The 16,778-nt window shown below is 74.1% G+C and carries 17 protein-coding genes; 11 read left to right on the forward strand and 6 right to left on the reverse strand.

Features of this window, described 5'->3' with window-relative positions; translation table 11 throughout:
* The first annotated feature begins 63 nt into the window (after positions 1–63).
* The 4 genes from AB0M18_RS19165 (at position 64) to AB0M18_RS19180 (ending at position 4,026) form a co-directional block, all read left to right on the forward strand.
* Positions 64–765 (forward strand): DNA alkylation repair protein, encoded by a 702-nt coding sequence (locus AB0M18_RS19165; RefSeq protein ID WP_365759414.1) that lies wholly within the window; start codon positions 64–66, stop codon positions 763–765.
* A gap of 268 nt (positions 766–1,033) precedes the next feature.
* Entirely contained in the window at positions 1,034–2,203 is a 1,170-nt protein-coding gene (gene tuf, locus AB0M18_RS19170) for an elongation factor Tu (protein ID WP_365759416.1), read from the forward strand.
* A 100-nt stretch (positions 2,204–2,303) separates the two neighbouring features.
* Positions 2,304–3,176, forward strand: a complete 873-nt coding sequence (locus AB0M18_RS19175; RefSeq protein WP_365759418.1) for a patatin-like phospholipase family protein — start codon at positions 2,304–2,306, stop codon at positions 3,174–3,176.
* A 4-nt stretch (positions 3,177–3,180) separates the two neighbouring features.
* Complete coding sequence (locus AB0M18_RS19180; protein ID WP_365759420.1) at positions 3,181–4,026, forward strand: fused MFS/spermidine synthase; 846 nt, start codon at positions 3,181–3,183, stop codon at positions 4,024–4,026.
* Here the strand turns inward: AB0M18_RS19180 and AB0M18_RS19185 are convergent.
* Together AB0M18_RS19185 and AB0M18_RS19190 are read right to left on the reverse strand one after the other, a co-directional pair.
* Positions 3,988–5,340, reverse strand: coding sequence for an MFS transporter (locus AB0M18_RS19185; RefSeq protein ID WP_365759422.1), 1,353 nt, complete (start codon positions 5,338–5,340; stop codon positions 3,988–3,990). The two genes, AB0M18_RS19180 and AB0M18_RS19185, sit on opposite strands and share 39 nt — an antisense overlap.
* Positions 5,337–6,446, reverse strand: coding sequence for a hypothetical protein (locus AB0M18_RS19190; protein WP_365759424.1), 1,110 nt, complete (start codon positions 6,444–6,446; stop codon positions 5,337–5,339). The genes AB0M18_RS19185 and AB0M18_RS19190 overlap by 4 nt, the downstream gene beginning before the upstream one ends.
* A gap of 94 nt (positions 6,447–6,540) precedes the next feature.
* On the opposite strand from AB0M18_RS19190, the gene AB0M18_RS19195 reads away from it, so the two are divergent.
* Positions 6,541–7,002, forward strand: a complete 462-nt coding sequence (locus tag AB0M18_RS19195) for a DUF4442 domain-containing protein (RefSeq protein ID WP_365759426.1) — start codon at positions 6,541–6,543, stop codon at positions 7,000–7,002.
* Positions 7,003–7,122: 120 nt separating this feature from the next.
* Here the strand turns inward: AB0M18_RS19195 and AB0M18_RS19200 are convergent, their stop codons facing one another.
* Positions 7,123–8,076 carry a DUF4232 domain-containing protein gene (locus AB0M18_RS19200; RefSeq protein ID WP_365759428.1) on the reverse strand — a complete coding sequence of 318 codons (954 nt, stop codon included), beginning with the start codon at positions 8,074–8,076 and terminating at the stop codon, positions 7,123–7,125.
* A 280-nt stretch (positions 8,077–8,356) separates the two neighbouring features.
* On the opposite strand from AB0M18_RS19200, the gene AB0M18_RS19205 reads away from it, so the two are divergent.
* Both AB0M18_RS19205 and AB0M18_RS19210 read left to right on the forward strand, forming a co-directional pair.
* A complete protein-coding gene (locus tag AB0M18_RS19205; RefSeq protein WP_365759430.1) occupies positions 8,357–10,918 on the forward strand; it encodes a beta-glucosidase in 2,562 nt (853 codons plus the stop codon).
* Positions 10,919–10,985: 67 nt separating this feature from the next.
* Entirely contained in the window at positions 10,986–11,645 is a 660-nt protein-coding gene (locus AB0M18_RS19210; protein ID WP_365759432.1) for a DedA family protein, read from the forward strand.
* A 49-nt stretch (positions 11,646–11,694) separates the two neighbouring features.
* Here the strand turns inward: AB0M18_RS19210 and AB0M18_RS19215 are convergent, their stop codons facing one another.
* Positions 11,695–12,240, reverse strand: a complete 546-nt coding sequence (locus tag AB0M18_RS19215) for a gamma carbonic anhydrase family protein (RefSeq protein WP_365759434.1) — start codon at positions 12,238–12,240, stop codon at positions 11,695–11,697.
* A gap of 156 nt (positions 12,241–12,396) precedes the next feature.
* Between AB0M18_RS19215 and AB0M18_RS19220 the strand changes: the two genes are divergently transcribed.
* A complete protein-coding gene (locus tag AB0M18_RS19220) occupies positions 12,397–13,164 on the forward strand; it encodes an acyltransferase (RefSeq protein WP_365759437.1) in 768 nt (255 codons plus the stop codon).
* A gap of 146 nt (positions 13,165–13,310) precedes the next feature.
* Here AB0M18_RS19220 and AB0M18_RS19225 read toward each other — a convergent pair whose 3' ends face one another.
* Complete coding sequence (locus tag AB0M18_RS19225; protein WP_365759737.1) at positions 13,311–14,180, reverse strand: DMT family transporter; 870 nt, start codon at positions 14,178–14,180, stop codon at positions 13,311–13,313.
* A gap of 104 nt (positions 14,181–14,284) precedes the next feature.
* Between AB0M18_RS19225 and AB0M18_RS19230 the strand changes: the two genes are divergently transcribed.
* Together AB0M18_RS19230 and AB0M18_RS19235 are read left to right on the forward strand one after the other, a co-directional pair.
* On the forward strand, positions 14,285–14,857 hold the full coding sequence (locus AB0M18_RS19230; protein WP_365759439.1) for an XRE family transcriptional regulator: 573 nt from the start codon (positions 14,285–14,287) through the stop codon (positions 14,855–14,857).
* Positions 14,858–14,901: 44 nt separating this feature from the next.
* On the forward strand, positions 14,902–15,462 hold the full coding sequence (locus AB0M18_RS19235) for a YbaK/EbsC family protein (protein ID WP_365759441.1): 561 nt from the start codon (positions 14,902–14,904) through the stop codon (positions 15,460–15,462).
* A 70-nt stretch (positions 15,463–15,532) separates the two neighbouring features.
* Here AB0M18_RS19235 and AB0M18_RS19240 read toward each other — a convergent pair whose 3' ends face one another.
* The gene (locus AB0M18_RS19240; protein WP_365759739.1) at positions 15,533–15,940 is read right to left on the reverse strand and encodes a CoA-binding protein; all 408 of its coding nucleotides are present in this window, start codon (positions 15,938–15,940) and stop codon (positions 15,533–15,535) included.
* Positions 15,941–16,095: 155 nt separating this feature from the next.
* Between AB0M18_RS19240 and AB0M18_RS19245 the strand changes: the two genes are divergently transcribed.
* Positions 16,096–16,722 carry a YigZ family protein gene (locus AB0M18_RS19245; protein WP_365759443.1) on the forward strand — a complete coding sequence of 209 codons (627 nt, stop codon included), beginning with the start codon at positions 16,096–16,098 and terminating at the stop codon, positions 16,720–16,722.
* Positions 16,723–16,778: the final 56 nt, after the last annotated feature.

Below are 16,778 nucleotides of genomic sequence, written 5' to 3' on the forward strand. Positions count from 1 at the left end.
CGTAACCGACACCGGGCGTTGATCGCCGCAGCGTGCGCCCCCCGGGGCTTCTAGAGTGAGGCGGTGACCACGACCGCCGTCCCCGAGAGCGCCCTCGCCGACACGGTGCTCACCCGCCTCACCGAGGTCTACCCGCCGGCCGGCGACCCCTTCCGGGCGCAGGAGATGATCGCGTACATGAAGGGCGTCGCGCCCTTCCTCGGCATCCGCACCCCCGAGCGGCGGGCCCTCGCCCGTACCGTCCTCGACGGCCTGCCCGCCCCCGCCGAGACCGACTGCACCGCCGTCGCGCTGCGCTGCTTCGCACTGCCCGAGCGCGAGTACCACTACTTCGCCGTCGACTACCTGCGCCGCCACGTCAAGCGCTGCTCCTCCGGCTTCCTGCCGGTGGCCCGCACCCTCGTCACCACCGTCTCCTGGTGGGACACCGTCGACCACCTCGCCGCGCACGTGGTCGGCGGCCTGGTCGCGGCCGACCCGGCGCTCGCCGAGACGATGGACGAGTGGATCGCCGACGAGGACCTGTGGGTGGCCCGCACCGCCCTCCTCCACCAGCTCCGCTACAAGGCGGACACCGACGCCGACCGCCTCTTCTCCTACTGCCTGCTCCGCTCCGGCCACCCCGACTTCTTCATCCGCAAGGCGATCGGCTGGGCGCTGCGCGAATACGCCAAGACGGCGCCGGGCGAGGTCCGCGCCTTCGTCGCGCAGAACACCTCGCGGCTCTCGCCGCTGTCGGTGCGCGAGGCGCTCAAGAACCTCTGACAACAGCCCCCGGCCGCACCGGAACCCGTCGCCGAAATTCGTTCGACGGCGGGAGCCCGACCGGCCATCATCGGACGCATGTCCCGGTACGCCTTCCCCGCAGCGCCGTCCGCAGTCGCGGACGCGCCGAAGGCTGCCGTCCACGCGCTGCCCGGCGGCGACCGAAGCTGACCCTTCCCGGACCGTCCGGCGGACCCCACAGGGGGAGGGTCGGTTCGGCCCCGGGGTCCCCACTCACGCTTCGAGCAGGGAATCGAGCGACATCGTCATGTCCAAGCAGGTCTACGCCCGCACCAAGCCGCACCTCAACATCGGCACCATGGGCCACGTCGACCACGGCAAGACCACCCTCACCGCCGCCATCACCAAGGTCCTCAGCGAGCGCGGGGCCACCCGCTACGTGGCCTTCGACCGGATCGACCGGGCCCCCGAGGAGGCCCGGCGCGGGATCACCATCAACGCGGCGCACGTCGAGTACGAGACGGACACCCGTCACTACGCGCACGTCGACATGCCCGGCCACGCCGACTACGTCAAGAACATGATCACCGGCGCGGCGCAGCTCGACGGGGCGATCCTCGTCGTGTCCGCGCTCGACGGCATCATGCCGCAGACCGCCGAGCACGTCCTGCTGGCCCGTCAGGTCGGCGTCGACCACATCGTCGTCGCGCTCAACAAGGCCGACGGCGCGGACGACGAGCTGACGGACCTGGTCGAGCTGGAGGTACGGGAGCTGCTCACCGCGCACGGCTACGGCGGCGACGCGGTGCCCGTCGTCCGGGTCTCCGGGCTGCGCGCCCTGGAGGGCGACCCGCGCTGGACGGCGTCCGTGGAGGCGCTGCTCGACGCGGTCGACACGTACGTGCCGGTGCCGGTGCGCTATGTGGAGGCGCCGTTCCTGCTGCCGGTGGAGAGCGTGCTCACCATCACCGGGCGCGGCACCGTCGTCACCGGCGCCGTCGAGCGCGGCACGGTCAGGGTCGGCGACCGCGTCACGGTCCTCGGCCCGGAGGCCGAGACCGTGGTCACCGGCGTGGAGACCTTCGGCCGCTCCATGGAGTCGGCCCAGGCCGGCGACAACGTCGCCCTCCTCCTCCGCGGCGTCCCGCGCGGCGCCGTCCGGCGCGGCCATGTCGTCGCCGCGCCGGGCACCGTCGTCCCACGCCGCCGCTTCACGGCGCGCGTGTACGTGCTCTCCACCCGCGAGGGTGGCCGCGCCACCCCGATCACCACCGGCTACCGCCCCCAGTTCTACCTCCGCACAGCCGACGTCGTCGGCACCGTCGACCTCGGCACCACCGCCACCGCCCGCCCCGGCGACACGCTCACCATGACCGTCGAACTCGGCCGCGACCTCCCCCTGGAGCCCGGCCTCGGCTTCGCGATCCGCGAGGGCGGTCGCACGGTGGGCGCGGGAACGGTGACGGAGGTGCTCTGAGGGAAGGCCTCCGACGGCCGTACGGGATCGGCGGGGGCCGGAAGAACTGCTTCCGGCCCCCGCCGGATCCCCGTCCCGCCACCTCCGCCAGACTCGTCCCATGACCGACACGGCGAGGCGGACGGCACTGGTTCTGGGCGCGGGTGGACTGACCGGGGCCGGGTGGGAGATCGGGGTGTTGTGGGGGCTCGCCGAGGCGGGGGTGGACCTGACCGGCGCCGATCTGGTCGTCGGGAGTTCGGCGGGGGCGGTCGTCGGGGCGCAGTCGGTCGCCGGCGGGACGGGGCTCGGGGAGCTGTACGAGAGGCAGTTCGGGGAGGCGGGCGGTGAACTGCCCGCGCGGCTGCGGCCCGGGCAGATCCTGCGCTACGCGCTCGCCGTGCTCGGCTCGCGCACGCCCGAGGAGTACGGGCGCAAGCTCGGCAGGCTCGCCACCGCCGCCGACACCGCCGCCGACACCGTCCCGCCCGAGGCCCGGCGGGACGTGGTCGCCGCCCGGCTCGGGGGCGAGGCGAAGTGGCCGGAGGAGCGGCGGCTCCTCGTCACCGCCGTGGACGCCGACAGCGGCGCGCTCACCGCGTTCGACAAGGACGCCGGCGTGCCCCTCGTCGACGCCGTGACCGCCAGCTGCGCCATCCCCGGCGTATGGCCGGTGGTCGAGCTCGCCGGGCGCCGCTGGATCGACGGCGGTCTGCACTCCACCGCCAACGCGCAGCTCGCCGCCGGGTACGAGCGGGTCGTGATCATCGCGCCCAGCGCCGCCGGCAACAAGGCCCTGCACTCCCCGGCCCGGCAGGGCGCCGCGCTCGCGGCCGCCGGGGCCCGGGTCGAGGTGATCACGCCCGACGCCGGGTCGAAGCGGGCCTTCGGCCGCGACCGGTTCGACCTGACCCGCCGCGGGCCGGCCGCACGGGCCGGACGGGCCCAGGCGGCGGCCCACGCGAACGCCGTCATCGCGCTGTGGGCACAATGAGCGGGTGAACGACCAGATTCCCGTCATCCGCGACGTCGACGGCGGCACCGCCCGCCTCATGCCCGACGTGGACACCGAGCGCGGCTGGCTGCTGACCGTCGACGGCGCGCCCCAGTCGTACGTCGACCTCGACGACCCGGCCCACCTGGAGTTCGAGTACGCCCAGCGGCTCGCCCACGTCGTGGACCTGGTCGCCGACGAGGGCGCCCCGCTCGACGTCGTGCACCTGGGCGGCGGGGCCCTGACCCTGCCGCGCTACGTGGCGGCCACCCGGCCCGGCTCCCGGCAGCGGGTCGCCGAGGCCGACCGGGGGCTGCTCGACCTGGTCGCCGAGCACCTGCCGCTGCCGCCCGACTCCGGCATCGCCGTGCACGGCGCGGACGCCCGCGCGTGGCTGGCGGACGAGCCGGCGGACTCGGCCGACCTGCTGATCGCCGACGTGTTCGGCGGTTCGCGGGTCCCCGCGCACCTCACCTCGGTCGAGTACGCCCGGGAGGCCCGCCGGGTGCTGCGCCCGGGCGGCGTCTACGCGGCGAACCTCGCCGACGGCGCGCCCTTCGACTTCCTGCGCGGCCAGCTCGCCACCTTCGCCGCCGTGTTCCCCGAGCTCGCGCTCGTCGCCGAACCGGCCGTGCTGCGCGGGCGGCGCTTCGGCAACGTCGTCCTCGTCGCCTCCGACCGGGAGCCGGACCTCGCGGGCCTCGCCCGCCGTACCGCGGCCGATCCGTTCCCGGCGCGGGTGGAGTCGGGCGAGGACATCGTCCGGTTCATCAGGGGCGCGGCGCCGGTGTACGACGCGGACGCCGTGCCGTCACCCGTTCCCCCGGACGGCGCCTTCGGCATCGGCTGAGGCCGCAGCCGGGGCCGGGGCCTCACCCGGGGCCGGAGCGGCGTCCGGGGCCGCGTCCGGAGCCGCAGCACCTCCGGCGGCCGTCCCGGCCGTCACCTGCTTCGTACGGCGCGTCAGGTTCCGTACGTCCGGCACCAGCAGCACCAGACCCGTGACCAGGACGATCAGCGCCGCCGACCCCCACAGCGCGGTGCCGCGGCCGAAGACGGTCTCCGCCGGTCCGGCGAGGGCCGTGGAGAGCGGCAGCATCGCCGTGGAGCCGAACCAGTCGTAGGCCGAGACCCGCGACAGCTTGTCCTCGGGGATCTCCTGGTGCAGCGCCGTCATCCAGGACACGCCGAACACCTCGATCGCGACGCCGCTGACGAACATCGCCGCCCCGAGCCCGACCACGTCGAGCGGTACCGCGAGCGCCGCCGAGGGCAGCGCGATGGGGAAGACGCACAGGGTGCCGACGAGCAGCATCCGGCGCGGTTTCCAACGGGCCATCAGGAGCGCGCCGGCCAGCGTGCCGACGCCGAACGCGGCGAGCGCGAGGCCCCACGGCCGGGCGCCGCCCAGCTCGTCGCGGGCGACCAGCGGTCCGTACACCGACTCGGCCGCGCCGACCAGCGCGACCACGACGGCGAACTGGGCGACGATCGACCACAGCCACGGACGGCCGGCGAACTCGCTCCAGCCCTCCCGCAGATCGGCGAGGAGCCCGCCGCCCGGCGCCCGCTCGGGGATGTGCCGCACGTCGAGGAAGGCGCGCAACGCGCCCGCGACGGCGAAGGCGCCGGCGTCGACGGCGAGCACCCAGCCCGGTCCGACGGCGGCGATCAGCGCGCCGCCGAGCGCTGCGCCGCCGATGCCCGCGCCGTTCATCGCCATCCGGAAGAGGGCGAAGGCGCGGCCGGCCTGCTCGCCGTCCACGCTGGACATCAGCATGGCCTCGGCGGCCGGGTTGAAGAACGCCTGCCCGGTGCCGCACAGCGCGGTCAGCAGCATCATGTGCCACAGCCGGGCCTCGCCGGTGAGGACGAGAACCGCGAACACCGCCTGCGAGACGCAGTTGAGGGCGTTCGCGGCGACCATCACCCGGTGCCGGGGCACCCGGTCGGCGACCGCGCCGCCGATGAGCAGGAAGAGCACGAGCGGGAGGGTGCGGGCCATCGCCACCAGGCCCACGTCGCCGCCGTCGCCGCCGGACTGGATGACGGCGAACGCCGCCGCGATCAGGGCACCGTGGGTGCCCAGGTTGGTGACGATCGCGGCGGCGGTCAGCAGCAGGTAGTTCCGGCCCGCCCAGCCGGGAGTGCGAAGGCGGATCACGACTCCGGGGACTCGGGAGCGAGGCGCACCGTGGAGACGATCTTCTTGATGGTCTCGTCCGACAGCTCGTCCTTCACGCCGTCCGCCCCGTACAGCACGAAGGTGGAGAAGTCGCCCTTGGCGGTCTTGAAGGCGAAGGCGACGGACTTGCCGTCCGACTCGCACTTGTTGCGCTTCTTGATGCCGGGGGCGACGGCCGTCGCCATGCTGCCCTGCAGGCCGGACGCGGTGGTGTACGGCACGGCCTTGGTGATCTTGATGGTGCCCTTGGGCATGTGCTGGGCATAGCCCGCCCAGACCCAGGTGCCGGCCGCGTTGTACGCCGCCTCCGCGGTGTCCTTGGCGCCCTGGGCGCCCTTCGTGCCGGCGGTGCTGAGGCCCCAGGTCTCCTCGGTGCCGTTCTTGTCCGTGTCGAGCGCGCACCAGTTGGTCTGGAGGTACGCCGGCGCGGACATGACGACGACGGGGGAGCCGTCGCCCTTCTTCTCGTCCTCGAAGCCGGTGACCATACCCGGCTTCGAGACCTCCCAGTCCGGCGGCACGTCGAACAGGGTGCCGTACTTCGGGTTGTAGGCGACCTTCCAGCCGGGGATCGTCGGCTGGTGGTCGGCGCCGTCGCGCGGGTTGTCGATCGGCGGCGCCGAGGCGGAGCCGCCCGGCGTGGCGCTCGACGACTGCGAGGCCTTCGGGTCCTGCGCCTCGTCCTTCTTGCCGTCGTCCTTGCCGACGACGAGGAAGGCGGTCACGCCCGCCGCCGCGAGCACCGCGACGGCGGCGACGATCGCCACGATCGTCGTCTGCTTCTTCTTGCCGCCGTCACCGCCGCCGGGCTGCGCCGGGCCGGGCATCGCGTACTGCGCCACGGTGGGCTGCTGGTACGGATTCGGCTGCCCGTAGCCGGGCTGCTGACCGGGCTGCGCGTACGGGTTGGGCTGCTGTCCGTACGCCGGCTGCGGCGCGGTCGGCTGCTGGTACGGATTCGGCTGTCCGTAGCCGGGCTGGGCACCCGGCTGTGCGCCCGGCTGCTGTCCCGGCTGCGCGTACGGGTTCTGACTCTGGTCCTGCGGGTTCTGCTCGCCCCCGGGCGGCTGCTGTCCTGGCCACATGGGCCGTAACGATAGAGGGGCGGCGGGTGCGGGGCTACGGCCACCCCCGTGCGGGGATGGCGAAGACTGCTACTCGTGGGTAACATCACGGCCCATGAGCGCAGACCAGATGACCGTCGGCGAGATGCTCGCCGCCACGGTGCCCATGGCCAGGACCCTCAACCTGGAGTTCCTGGAGACCACCGCCGAGCGCGCCGTCGTGCGCCTGCCGGACCAGCCGGACTACCACAACCACGTCGGCGGCCCGCACGCCGGCGCCATGTTCACCCTCGCCGAGTCCGCCAGCGGCGCCATCGTCCTGGCCGCCTTCGGCGACCAGCTGGGCCGCGCCGTCCCGCTCGCCGTGAACGCCGACATCGCCTACAAGAAGCTCGCCATGGGCGTCGTCACCGCCACCGCGACCCTGGGCCGCCCGGCCGCCGAGGTCGTCGCCGAGCTCGACGCGGGCGCCCGCCCCGAGTTCCCCGTCCACATCGCGATCACCCGCGAGGACGGCGCCGTCACCGGCGAGATGACGGTCCTGTGGACCCTGCGGCCCAACGGCCAGGGGAAGTGAGTCGCAGGGGTCAGGGAGGTGACCCCCGCGGTCTGGGGAAATGACCCGCCGGGGTCTGTGGCAGTGTCTGTGGAAGTGATCCCCTGACGTTCCCCGCGGCGCCCGTGGCGACCGGGGCCGTCAGCCCGCGGACGCGCCCGGGCGTTCCGCCTTCCTCCACGGCCTGACCCCGAGCCGGCCCGTCGTGCCGAGGTCGAGGTCCGGCGTCACCGTCACCGGATCGGCGCCCGCCTTCGCCCGGACCCGTACGTGGGGCACGGTCACCGCCGTGCCCGCCTCCGTGGTGTTGCGCCAGACCAGGCTCGCGGTCGCCGCCTCGGTGGGTCGCAGCACGACCCGCCGCGGCGGCTCGTCCGGGCCGGCGCCGGTGGTGATCTGCCCGCTGCCCTTCAGGACCGTGATGCCGTCGACCGGCTTCATGCCGGAGTCCAGGAGCTCCAGGAGCGGATAGCCCTCCACGGTGTAGTCGCGCGTGCCGCAGTTCTCCAGGTGCAGGCCCACGACGCGCAGTCCCATCGCCGCGTCGCCCTGGTCGGCGTAGACCCGCACGCCGGACGGGGGACAGGCGCCGTCCTCGCCCGCCGGGACCTTGGTCACCTTGAGGACCTTCGCCCCCGTCACCCGCGGTGTGCCAGGCGGCAGTTCCCCGGCCCGTACCGTCCCCCGCACCGTCCTTCCCGGACCGACGTCCCGCACGGTCACGGTCCGGCTGGACATCGCCCCGCCCGCCGAGTCCGTGAAGGTGAAGACCGCCGTGTAGGTCAGGGTCTCGGAGCCCGTGTTGGTGACCTCGTACGCGGCGGAGATCCCCGAGTCCGCGGGGAGCCGGCCGGCGGTGACCGGGCCGCCGGCCGCCGACGACGGGGACGAGGGCGAGGGCGAGGGCGGCGGCAGGGTCAGCGAGGTGATCCGTACGCCGTCCTCGCCCGGGTCGTCCACCGGCCTCGCCGACGGCGCCCCCGGCGCGCGCCCGCCCGTCTCGACGCCCCCGAGGCCCGCGGGCTGAGGCCCGCAGGCGGCGAGCAGCAGGGCGGTCGCGGCGAGGACCGGCAGGGCGGTGGTGCGCTTCGTCATCCGGTCATCCCACCAGGGCGGACATCGCGCGCCTGTGAGGGAAGCCACACTTCCGGTCACAGGGGTGTCACAAGGAGCGCCCCCGGCACGGCGCCGCACGGCCACACGGCCACACGTCTGCGCGTCTGCGCGTCTGTGCGTCTGTGCGTCTGCACTTCGACACCTCGACACCTCGACACATCCTCATGGTCGGCACGTCGAAACGGAATCCGACGGACCGTCACGCATAGTGCGACCAGCGCATGATCAACGGAATCATGCCGGTACGAAGGAGCGCGCCGTGCCCCACGTTCCCACCCCGGCCCGACCGGACACCTCCGCCGCTCCCGTTCCGCGCCGCCGGCTCTCCCGGCGGCGCCTGCTGCTCGCGCTCGCGGGCGCCGCCGCCCTCACCCTCGCCCCGCCCGGTGGCGTCCCCACCGCCGGCGCCGCGCCCGGCCGCCGCCCGGCGCGCGGGCCGGCGGGCCGGGGCGAGGACCGAGCCGAGGGCCGGGTCGAGGGCCTCCTCGCCCGCCTCACCCTCGACGAGAAGACCGCCCTGCTGCACGGTGCCGCCGACCCCGAACGGCTCGGCCAGGCCGGCTACGTCCCCGGCGTGCCCCGGCTCGGCATCCCGCCGCTGCGGCTCGCCGACGGTCCCGCCGGCGTCCGGCTCCCGAGGACCGCCACCGCGCTGCCCGCGCCCGTGATGCTCGCCGCCGCCTTCGACCCCGGACTCGCCCGCGCCTACGGCCGGGTCATCGGCCACGAGGGGCGCGCGCTCGGCCAGGACGTGCTGCTCTCGCCGATGGTCAACCTCATCCGCACCCCGTACGCCGGGCGCAACTTCGAGACCTTCTCCGAGGATCCGCTGCTCTCCGCCGACCTCGTCGCCGAGGAGATCCGCGGCATCCAGGCCGAGGGCCTGGTCGCCACCGTCAAGCACCTCGCGCTCAACAACCAGGAACGCGACCGCCTGTCCGTCGACGTCCGCGCCGGCGAACAGACCCTGCACGAGACCGAACTGCGCGGCTTCGAGGCCGCCGTCACCGCCGGCGTGGGCGCCGTCATGGCCGCGTACAACAAGGTCGACGGCCTGCACGCCACCGAGAGCCGGGTCCTGCTGAGCGACATCCTGCGCGACCGGTGGGGATTCGACGGCTGGGTCATGAGCGACTGGGGCGCCGTCCACTCCACCGTGCCCGCCCTCACCGCCGGCTGCGACATGGAGATGCCGCGCGGCGCCCACTACGGCGCCGCCCTGCGCGCCGCCGTGCGCGACGGGCGGATCGACCAGGCCGTCGTCGACACCGCCGTCCGCCGCGTCCTGACCGTACGGGAGCGCTTCGGGCTCCTCGACGTGCCCGCCGCACGGCCCGCGCGCGACGCGAGCGCCGGCGCGCGGCTCGCCCTCCGGGTCGCCACCGCCGGCGCCACCCTGCTCCGCAACGCGAACCGGACCCTGCCGCTCACCGGCCCGGCCGCCCGCTCGATCGCCGTGATCGGCCCCACCGGCTCCGTGCCCTTCGTCGGCGGAGGCGGCAGCGCCCATGTCGTCCCGGACGCCGCCACCAGCCCGCTCGACGCCCTGCGGGCCCGCGCCGGCGCCGGTGCCACGGTCACGTACGCGCTCGGCGAGGACGTCTTCGGCACGTCGCTGCCCACCGCCGGCGCGAGCCTCGAACCCGCCCGCGCCTTCGAGGAGGTCGGCGTCGCCGCCGGAGAGACCTGGCGCTACGAGGGCACCTTCACCACCACCGCCGACCAGGACTGGAGCCTCTTCGTCCACTACAGCGGCAGGCGCCCCACCGTGCTCCTCGACGGTGCCGAACTCTTCCCGTTCAAGGCGGGCGTCGCCGAGTACTTCACCGGCGGGCTCGGCGGCCGTGCCCCCGACGGACTGGCCCTGCACAGCGCAGACCTGCGGCTCGCGGCGGGCACCCACCGGCTCGCCGTCACCGCCCACGGCGGCACGGGCGGCCAGCGCTTCCGGCTGCGCGCCGCCAACACCGCCACCCGGACCGCCGACCGGGACGCCGCCGTCGCCGCCGCGCGCGCCGCCGGCAGCGTGGTGCTCTTCGCCTACGAGGACGCGACCGAGGGCCGCGACCGCACCGGTCTCGCGCTGCCCGGCGGCCAGGAGGCCCTGATCGAGGCCGTGACCGCCGTCAACCCCCGGACCACCGTGGTGCTGAACACCTCGTCCGCCGTCACCATGCCGTGGCTGGAGACCACCGGCGCCGTGCTGCAGATGTACTACCCCGGCCAGGAGGGCGGCCCCGCGACCGCCGCCGTGCTGTTCGGCGACGCCGACCCGGGCGGCCGGCTCACCCAGACCTTCCCGCGCACCGAGGACGCCCACCCCACCGCCGGGGACCCGAGCCGCTACCCCGGGCAGGGCGGCGTGGAGGAGTACGGCGAGGGCGTCCACGTAGGCCACCGCTGGTACGACGCGCAGGACGTCACCCCGCTCTTCCCGTTCGGCCACGGCCTGTCGTACACGACCTTCCGGTACGCGGGACTGGTCGTCGTCCCGGCCGCCGGCGGACTCGACGTCACCTTCAGCGTCGTCAACACCGGCACCCGTGCGGGTGTCGACGTGGCCCAGGTCTACGCCGGGCCCTCGCCCGACCTCGCGGCCCTCGGCATCGACCAGCCCCGCCGGATCCTCGCCGGCTACCGGCGCCTCACCCTCGCCCCCGGCGAGCACCGCCGGATCACGGTGCGCGTCACCGCCCGTACCCTCTCCTCCTGGGACAGCGCCCGGCACGACTGGGTCCTCGGCACCGGCCGCCGCGAGATCCACGTCGGCCGCTCGTCCCGGAACCTCCCGCTCCGCGCCCGGGCCGCCATCCGGGCTTAGGGGTCTCGCACCACCGCCGGGGTAGGCTGCCCAGACCCCATCGCCACCCAACGGGAGAGGAATCCGCGTGCACGTCCAGGAATGGCTGGAGACGATCCCCGCGGTCGCCGTCTACGCACTGGTCGGGGTGGTGATCGGGGTCGAGAGCCTGGGCATCCCGCTGCCCGGCGAGATCGTCCTCGTGAGCTCGGCGCTGCTCGCCTCCCAGCACGGCGACATCAATCCGTACGTCCTGGGCGCCTGCGCCAGCGTCGGCGCGATCGTCGGCGACTCCATCGGCTACGCGATCGGCCGCAAGGGCGGCCGGCCGCTGCTCACCAGGCTCGGGAAGAAGTTCCCCAAGCACTTCAGCGAGGCCAACATCGGGCTCGCCGAGCGCTCCTTCGAGAAGTGGGGCATGTGGGCGGTCTTCTTCGGCCGCTTCGTCGCCCTGCTGCGGATCTTCGCCGGCCCGCTCGCGGGCGTCCTGCGCATGCCGTACTGGAAGTTCCTGATCGCCAACGTCTTCGGCGGCATCCTCTGGGCCGGCGGCACCACGGCCGTCATCTACTCCGTGGGCATCGTCGCCGAGGCCTGGCTCAAGCGCTTCTCCTGGCTCGGTCTGGTGCTCGCCGTGCTGATCGGGCTCGCCTCGATGCTGATCATCAAGAACCGCGCCAAGAAGGCGGCCGCGGCCGCCCAGGCCCGGTCGGAGGCGGCCGGCACGGTGAGCGCCGCCGCCGAGTAGCGGCCGGCGGCCCGGGGGGCCTTGCGGCCCCCGCCCCCGCCCTGCCTCGCTAGTCGCCGAACGCCTCGGCGTGGGCCTTGGCGAGGTGCAGGTACATCTCCGCGTTCAGGCGGATGCCCGCCTGCTCCTCCTCGGTCAGGGGCCGCCGCACCTTCGCGGGCACGCCCGCGACCAGCGAACCGGGCGGCACCTCCATGCCCTGGGGGACCAGCGCCTGCGCCGCGATCAGCGAACCGGCGCCGATCCGGGCCCCGTTGAGGACCGTGGCGCCCATGCCGACCAGCACGTCGTCCTCGATGGTGCAGCCGTGCACGGTGGCGTTGTGACCGATGGTCACCCGCGCGCCGATCTTCACCGGGAAGCCCGGGTCGACGTGCACGGTGCAGTTGTCCTGCACGTTCGCGTCCTCGCCGACCTCGATCGGCCCGCAGTCCGCCCGCAGCACCGTGTGGTACCAGACGCTGGCGCGCGGCCCGAGGGTGACCTCGCCGAGCACCACCGAGGTCGGCGCCGTGAAGGCCGTCGGGTCGACCACCGGCTCCTTGCCGCCCACGCCCCGGATCAACGCCCCGGACACGTCCGTCGTCTCTGCCATCGTCTCGCTCCTGCTTCGCTCTTCAGTCGTTCGTCCGGTCGGTCGCGCCGTCCCGCGAAGCGTAGCCGCGGCCCATGACGGACATCCCGCGGCCCATGACGGACATCACAGCGCACCGCACTGATCAGCGACGACACCGCCGACTACGGTGTCCGGGTGCCCCGGAACCGAAACACGTTCTCCTCTCTGACCGCCTGGCGGCGCCGTGTGGTCGCCCGCGCCCTGCAGGGCGGATGGCGCCGGATCCAGCAGGCGGGGGCGGTCACCGCCGAGCACCCGGGACGGCTGCGCTTCCGCGCCCTCGGCGAGGGCACCCGGCTCGCGTTCCCGCAGGGCACCGTCTTCGGCGAGCAGTGGATCGAGATCGGCGCCTGCTGCATCATCGCCGAGCAGGTCACCCTGACCGCCGGCATGCTGCCGGACCTCGACCTCGGCACGGACACCGTGCTGACCCTCGGCGACGGCGTCGTCCTCGGCCGCGGCAGCCATGTCATCGCCGACGCGCCGATCAGCATCGGCTCCGACACCTACTGCGGGCCGTACGTCTACATCACCTCGACCAACCACAGTTACGACGACCCCGACGTGCCGATCGGCCGTCAGTGGCCGCGCTCCGAGCCGGTCCGCATAGGCCCCGGCTGCTGGCTCGGCACCGGCGCCGTGATCCTGCCCGGCGCCCGGATCGGCCGGAACGTCGTGGTCGCCGCCGGCGCGGTCGTACGCGGCGAGGTGCCCGACCACGCGGTGGTGGCCGGCGCCCCGGCCAAGGTGGTCCGCTCCTACGACCCCGAGAAGGGCTGGCAGCCGCCGCTGCGCACCCCCGCGCCCCGGCCGCTGCCCGAGGGCATCACGTCCGAGCAGCTCGCCGCGCTCGCGGGCCTGGGCCTCGACGAACTGGACGAGCTGGCGAACCTGGAGAGCTGAGCCCCGGCCCGCGCTGTGCTTCCGGGCCCCGGCGCTGCCGTGCATCCGGCCCCGGCCTCCCCGCGCTTCCGCCTCGACGTGCTTCCGGGTCCCGGCTCCCCGCCCTTCCGGCCTCGCCGTGCTTCAGGGTCCCGGCGCTTCGCGCCTCAGCCCGTGGCGAGCAGGACCGTGCCGACCAGGGCCAGGCCCGCGCCCGCCGCCTGCACCGCCCGCAGCCGTTCCTTCAGCACGCCGCGCGCGGCGAGCGCCGTCACCACCGGGTAGAGGGACGCGAGCACCGCGGCCACCGTGACCGGGCCCCGCTGCGCGGCCAGCGCGTACGTGCCGTTCGCCGCGACGTCCGCGAGTCCGACGAAGGCGAGCGCGGGCAGCGAGACGGCGATCGCCCGCAGGCCGCCGCCGTCCCCGGGCAGTGCCCGGCCGCCGCGTCGGACGGACACCCACAGGGCAGCGCCGCCGACCACGACATTGGTGACGCGCTGCACGAACAGCGCGAGGAAGAGGCCGGTGACGGTGGTGGACGCCTCGGAGATCAGCGCCATCACGGCACCGAAGCCGAAGGCCGCCAGCAGGGTGAGCAGCACCGCCTGCCGCTGCACCGGCGCGCCCCGCAGTTCGGGGCCGCCCGCGAGGACCACGCCGACGACGGCCACGGCGATGCCCGCGAACTGCAGCAGGCCGGGCCGGTCGCCGAGCAGCAGGCCCACCCCGACCGGGACCACCACGCCGAGCGAGCCCAGCGGGGAGACCACGCCCATCGGGCCGAGCGCCAGCGCCTTGTAGAAGGCGAGCATCGCGACGGGTCCGACCACGCCTGCCGCCACCGCGTACCAGAGCAGGGGACCGGCCTCGTCGAACGCGCCGGTGGCGAGCACCACGGCGCCGAGGACGACGACGGCGATCGACTGCGAGACCACGACCACGGTCAGGGCGGGGAAGCGGCGGGTCAGCAGACCGCCGCCGAAGTCGGCGAGGCCCCAGAGCAGACTGGTGCCCAGGGCGAACAGCGCCGTCAGTGCGGTCATCGGGAGTGCCTCGCAGTACAGTGCGGTGAACAATGGGGTGCACCACACGGTAGTACAACCTGTTGGACTCTGTCATTCATCATATTGGACGGTACGTGTCGGACCTCGACCAGCTCACCCAGTCGCTCGCCCGCAACCTGAGGCGCTGGCGCAACGAGCGCGGCTTCACCCTGGACGCGCTCGCCGCCCGGGCCGGAGTCAGCCGCGGCATGATCATCCAGATCGAGCAGGCCCGCACCAACCCCAGCGTCGGCACCACGGTCAAGCTCGCCGACGCACTCGGTGTCTCGATCACCACGCTGCTCGACTACGAGCAGGGCCCGCACGTCCGGCTCGTGCCACCGGAACAGGCCGTCCGTATGTGGTCCACCTCCACCGGCAGCCACACCACCCTGCTCGCCGGCACCGAGGCCCGCGGCCCGCTGGAGCTGTGGCACTGGACCCTCATGCCCGGCGACGGCAGCGCCTCCGACCCGCACCCCGACGGCACCACGGAACTCCTGCACGTCACCGCCGGCACCCTCACCCTCGAAGTGGACGGCGAGGACCACCTCATCCCGGCAGGCACCTCCGCCGTCTTCGAGAGCAATGTGCCGCACGCCTACCGCAACGAGGGCACCGAGACGGTCGAGATGACGATGGCCGTCTCCATCCCGCCCGTACGCTGAGACGAACGCCCGTGCCCCGGCGCGCACTTGTTACGGTGCCGGGCATGCGCGCTCCCATCGGCACCTTCGACGACGTCCGCCCCGCTCCCGACTGCCTCGACCTGCTCACCGCCCCCGTCGCCGCGGCGGTCCGCGCCTGGACCGGCGCCGTGCCGGCCGACCAGCTCCTCTACGTGGACACCGACCCGGACGTGGCCGACACCGCCGTGTTCGTCGAGCACTACGGACCGCGCCTCCTGGAGGAGTCCGCGAACTGTGTGATCGTCGCCGGAAAGCGCGGCGACACCACCACCCTGGCCGCGTGCGTGGTCCGCTCCGCGACCCGGATCGACGTCAACGGCGTGGTCCGCAAGGAACTCGGCTCCCGCAAGGTGCGCTTCGCGCCCATGGAGACCGCCACCGGCGACACCGGCATGGAGTACGGCGGCATCACCCCCATCGGCCTCCCGGCCGACTGGCCGGTCCTGGTCGACGCCACCGTCGTCGACACCCCGTGGGTGCTGATCGGCAGCGGCCGCCGCCGCGGCAAGCTCATCGTCCCCGGCAAGGCCTTCGCCGAACTCCCCGGCGCCGTCGTCCTCGAAGGCCTCGGCGTCGAGGGCTGACGGGCCGGGGCCGGACGAGCTCGCCGCCGGGGATGAGAGGGCGGGGGCCGAAGGGCGCGCACCGGGCGGGTCAGCCGAGCTTCGGGATCTCGATCGCGGGACAGCGGTGCATCACCATGTCGAGACCGGCCGCCCGGGTGCGCTCGTAGGCGGCCTCGTCTATCACGTCGAGCTGGAACCACACCGCCTTGGCGCCGATCTCGACGGCCTGGTCGGCGACGGCGCCCGCGAGCTCGCTGTTCACGAACACGTCGACGACGTCGACCGGGAACGGGATGTCCGCCAGCGACGCGTACCCCTGCTCCCCGTGCACCGTCTCCGCCTTCGGGTGCACCGGCACGATCCGCTTGCCGAAGCGCTGGAGGGTCTGGGCCACTCCGTACGCCGCGCGCATCCGGTTGTTGGACAGGCCCACCACCGCCCATGTGTCGCCGCTCTCGGTGAGGATGCGGCGCACGGTCTCCGCCTCGGTGGTCATGGACTCGACGCTCATCACACACTGCCCTTTCCGTGAAACGATCCGGTCGTCGATGGTGAACACACCGTGACCCTCGGTCATTCCCGCCCCCTCCGGCGTTCCGCGCGGACCGGGGCGTGCGCGGGAGGCGCCCGCCGGGCGCATAGGCTGGCGGGATGCAGGAGCAGTACCGCACGCTCGCCGGCGAGGGCGTCCACGAGTCCGAGATCAACCGATCGCGCTTCATCTGCGCGCTCGCGCCCGTCGCCACCGAGGAGGAGGCCCAGGAGTTCGTCGCGCGGATCCGCCGCGAACACCCCACCGCCACCCACAACTGCTTCGCGTACGTCATCGGCGCCGACGCCTCCGTGCAGAAGGCCTCCGACGACGGCGAACCCGGCGGCACCGCGGGCGTGCCCATGCTCCAGATGCTGCTGCGCCGTGACATGCGCTACGTCGTCGCCGTCGTCACCCGCTACTACGGCGGCGTGAAACTCGGCGCCGGCGGCCTCATCCGCGCCTACGGCGGCGTGGTCGGCGAGGCCCTGGACGCCCTCGGCACGATCACCCGGCGCCGCTACCGGCTCGCCACCGTGACCGTCGACCACCAGCGGGCCGGCAAGCTGCAGAACGACCTGCGGTCCACCGGCCGCTCGGTGCGCGAGGTCACCTACGGAGCCGCCGTCACCATCGAGATCGGGCTCCCCGACGCGGACGTGACGGACTTCACGGCCTGGCTCGCCGACGCCACCGCCGGCGAGGCGAGCCTCGAACTCGGCGGCGAGGCGTACGGCGATGCCTGACCGGCACCCGCACAGGCACGTCGGCCGAGGCCGGCTCCGTACCTCTTCCGCCGTTC

Origin of the sequence: Streptomyces sp. NPDC051909 (assembly GCF_040681095.1) — a bacterium.
GTDB lineage: Bacteria > Actinomycetota > Actinomycetes > Streptomycetales > Streptomycetaceae > Streptomyces.

What these genes read in the sequence shown, in the direction of transcription:
- tuf (WP_365759416.1), top strand. Translation starts at nt 1,034, where the DNA reads ATGTCCAAGCAGGTCTACGCCCGCACCAAGCCGCACCTCAACATCGGC.
- AB0M18_RS19175 (WP_365759418.1), top strand. Translation starts at nt 2,304, where the DNA reads ATGACCGACACGGCGAGGCGGACGGCACTGGTTCTGGGCGCGGGTGGA.
- AB0M18_RS19190 (WP_365759424.1), bottom strand. Translation starts at nt 6,446, where the DNA reads ATGTGGCCAGGACAGCAGCCGCCCGGGGGCGAGCAGAACCCGCAGGAC.
- AB0M18_RS19195 (WP_365759426.1), top strand. Translation starts at nt 6,541, where the DNA reads ATGAGCGCAGACCAGATGACCGTCGGCGAGATGCTCGCCGCCACGGTG.
- AB0M18_RS19200 (WP_365759428.1), bottom strand. Translation starts at nt 8,076, where the DNA reads ATGACGAAGCGCACCACCGCCCTGCCGGTCCTCGCCGCGACCGCCCTG.
- AB0M18_RS19215 (WP_365759434.1), bottom strand. Translation starts at nt 12,240, where the DNA reads ATGGCAGAGACGACGGACGTGTCCGGGGCGTTGATCCGGGGCGTGGGC.
- AB0M18_RS19235 (WP_365759441.1), top strand. Translation starts at nt 14,902, where the DNA reads ATGCGCGCTCCCATCGGCACCTTCGACGACGTCCGCCCCGCTCCCGAC.
- AB0M18_RS19240 (WP_365759739.1), bottom strand. Translation starts at nt 15,940, where the DNA reads ATGACCACCGAGGCGGAGACCGTGCGCCGCATCCTCACCGAGAGCGGC.
- AB0M18_RS19245 (WP_365759443.1), top strand. Translation starts at nt 16,096, where the DNA reads ATGCAGGAGCAGTACCGCACGCTCGCCGGCGAGGGCGTCCACGAGTCC.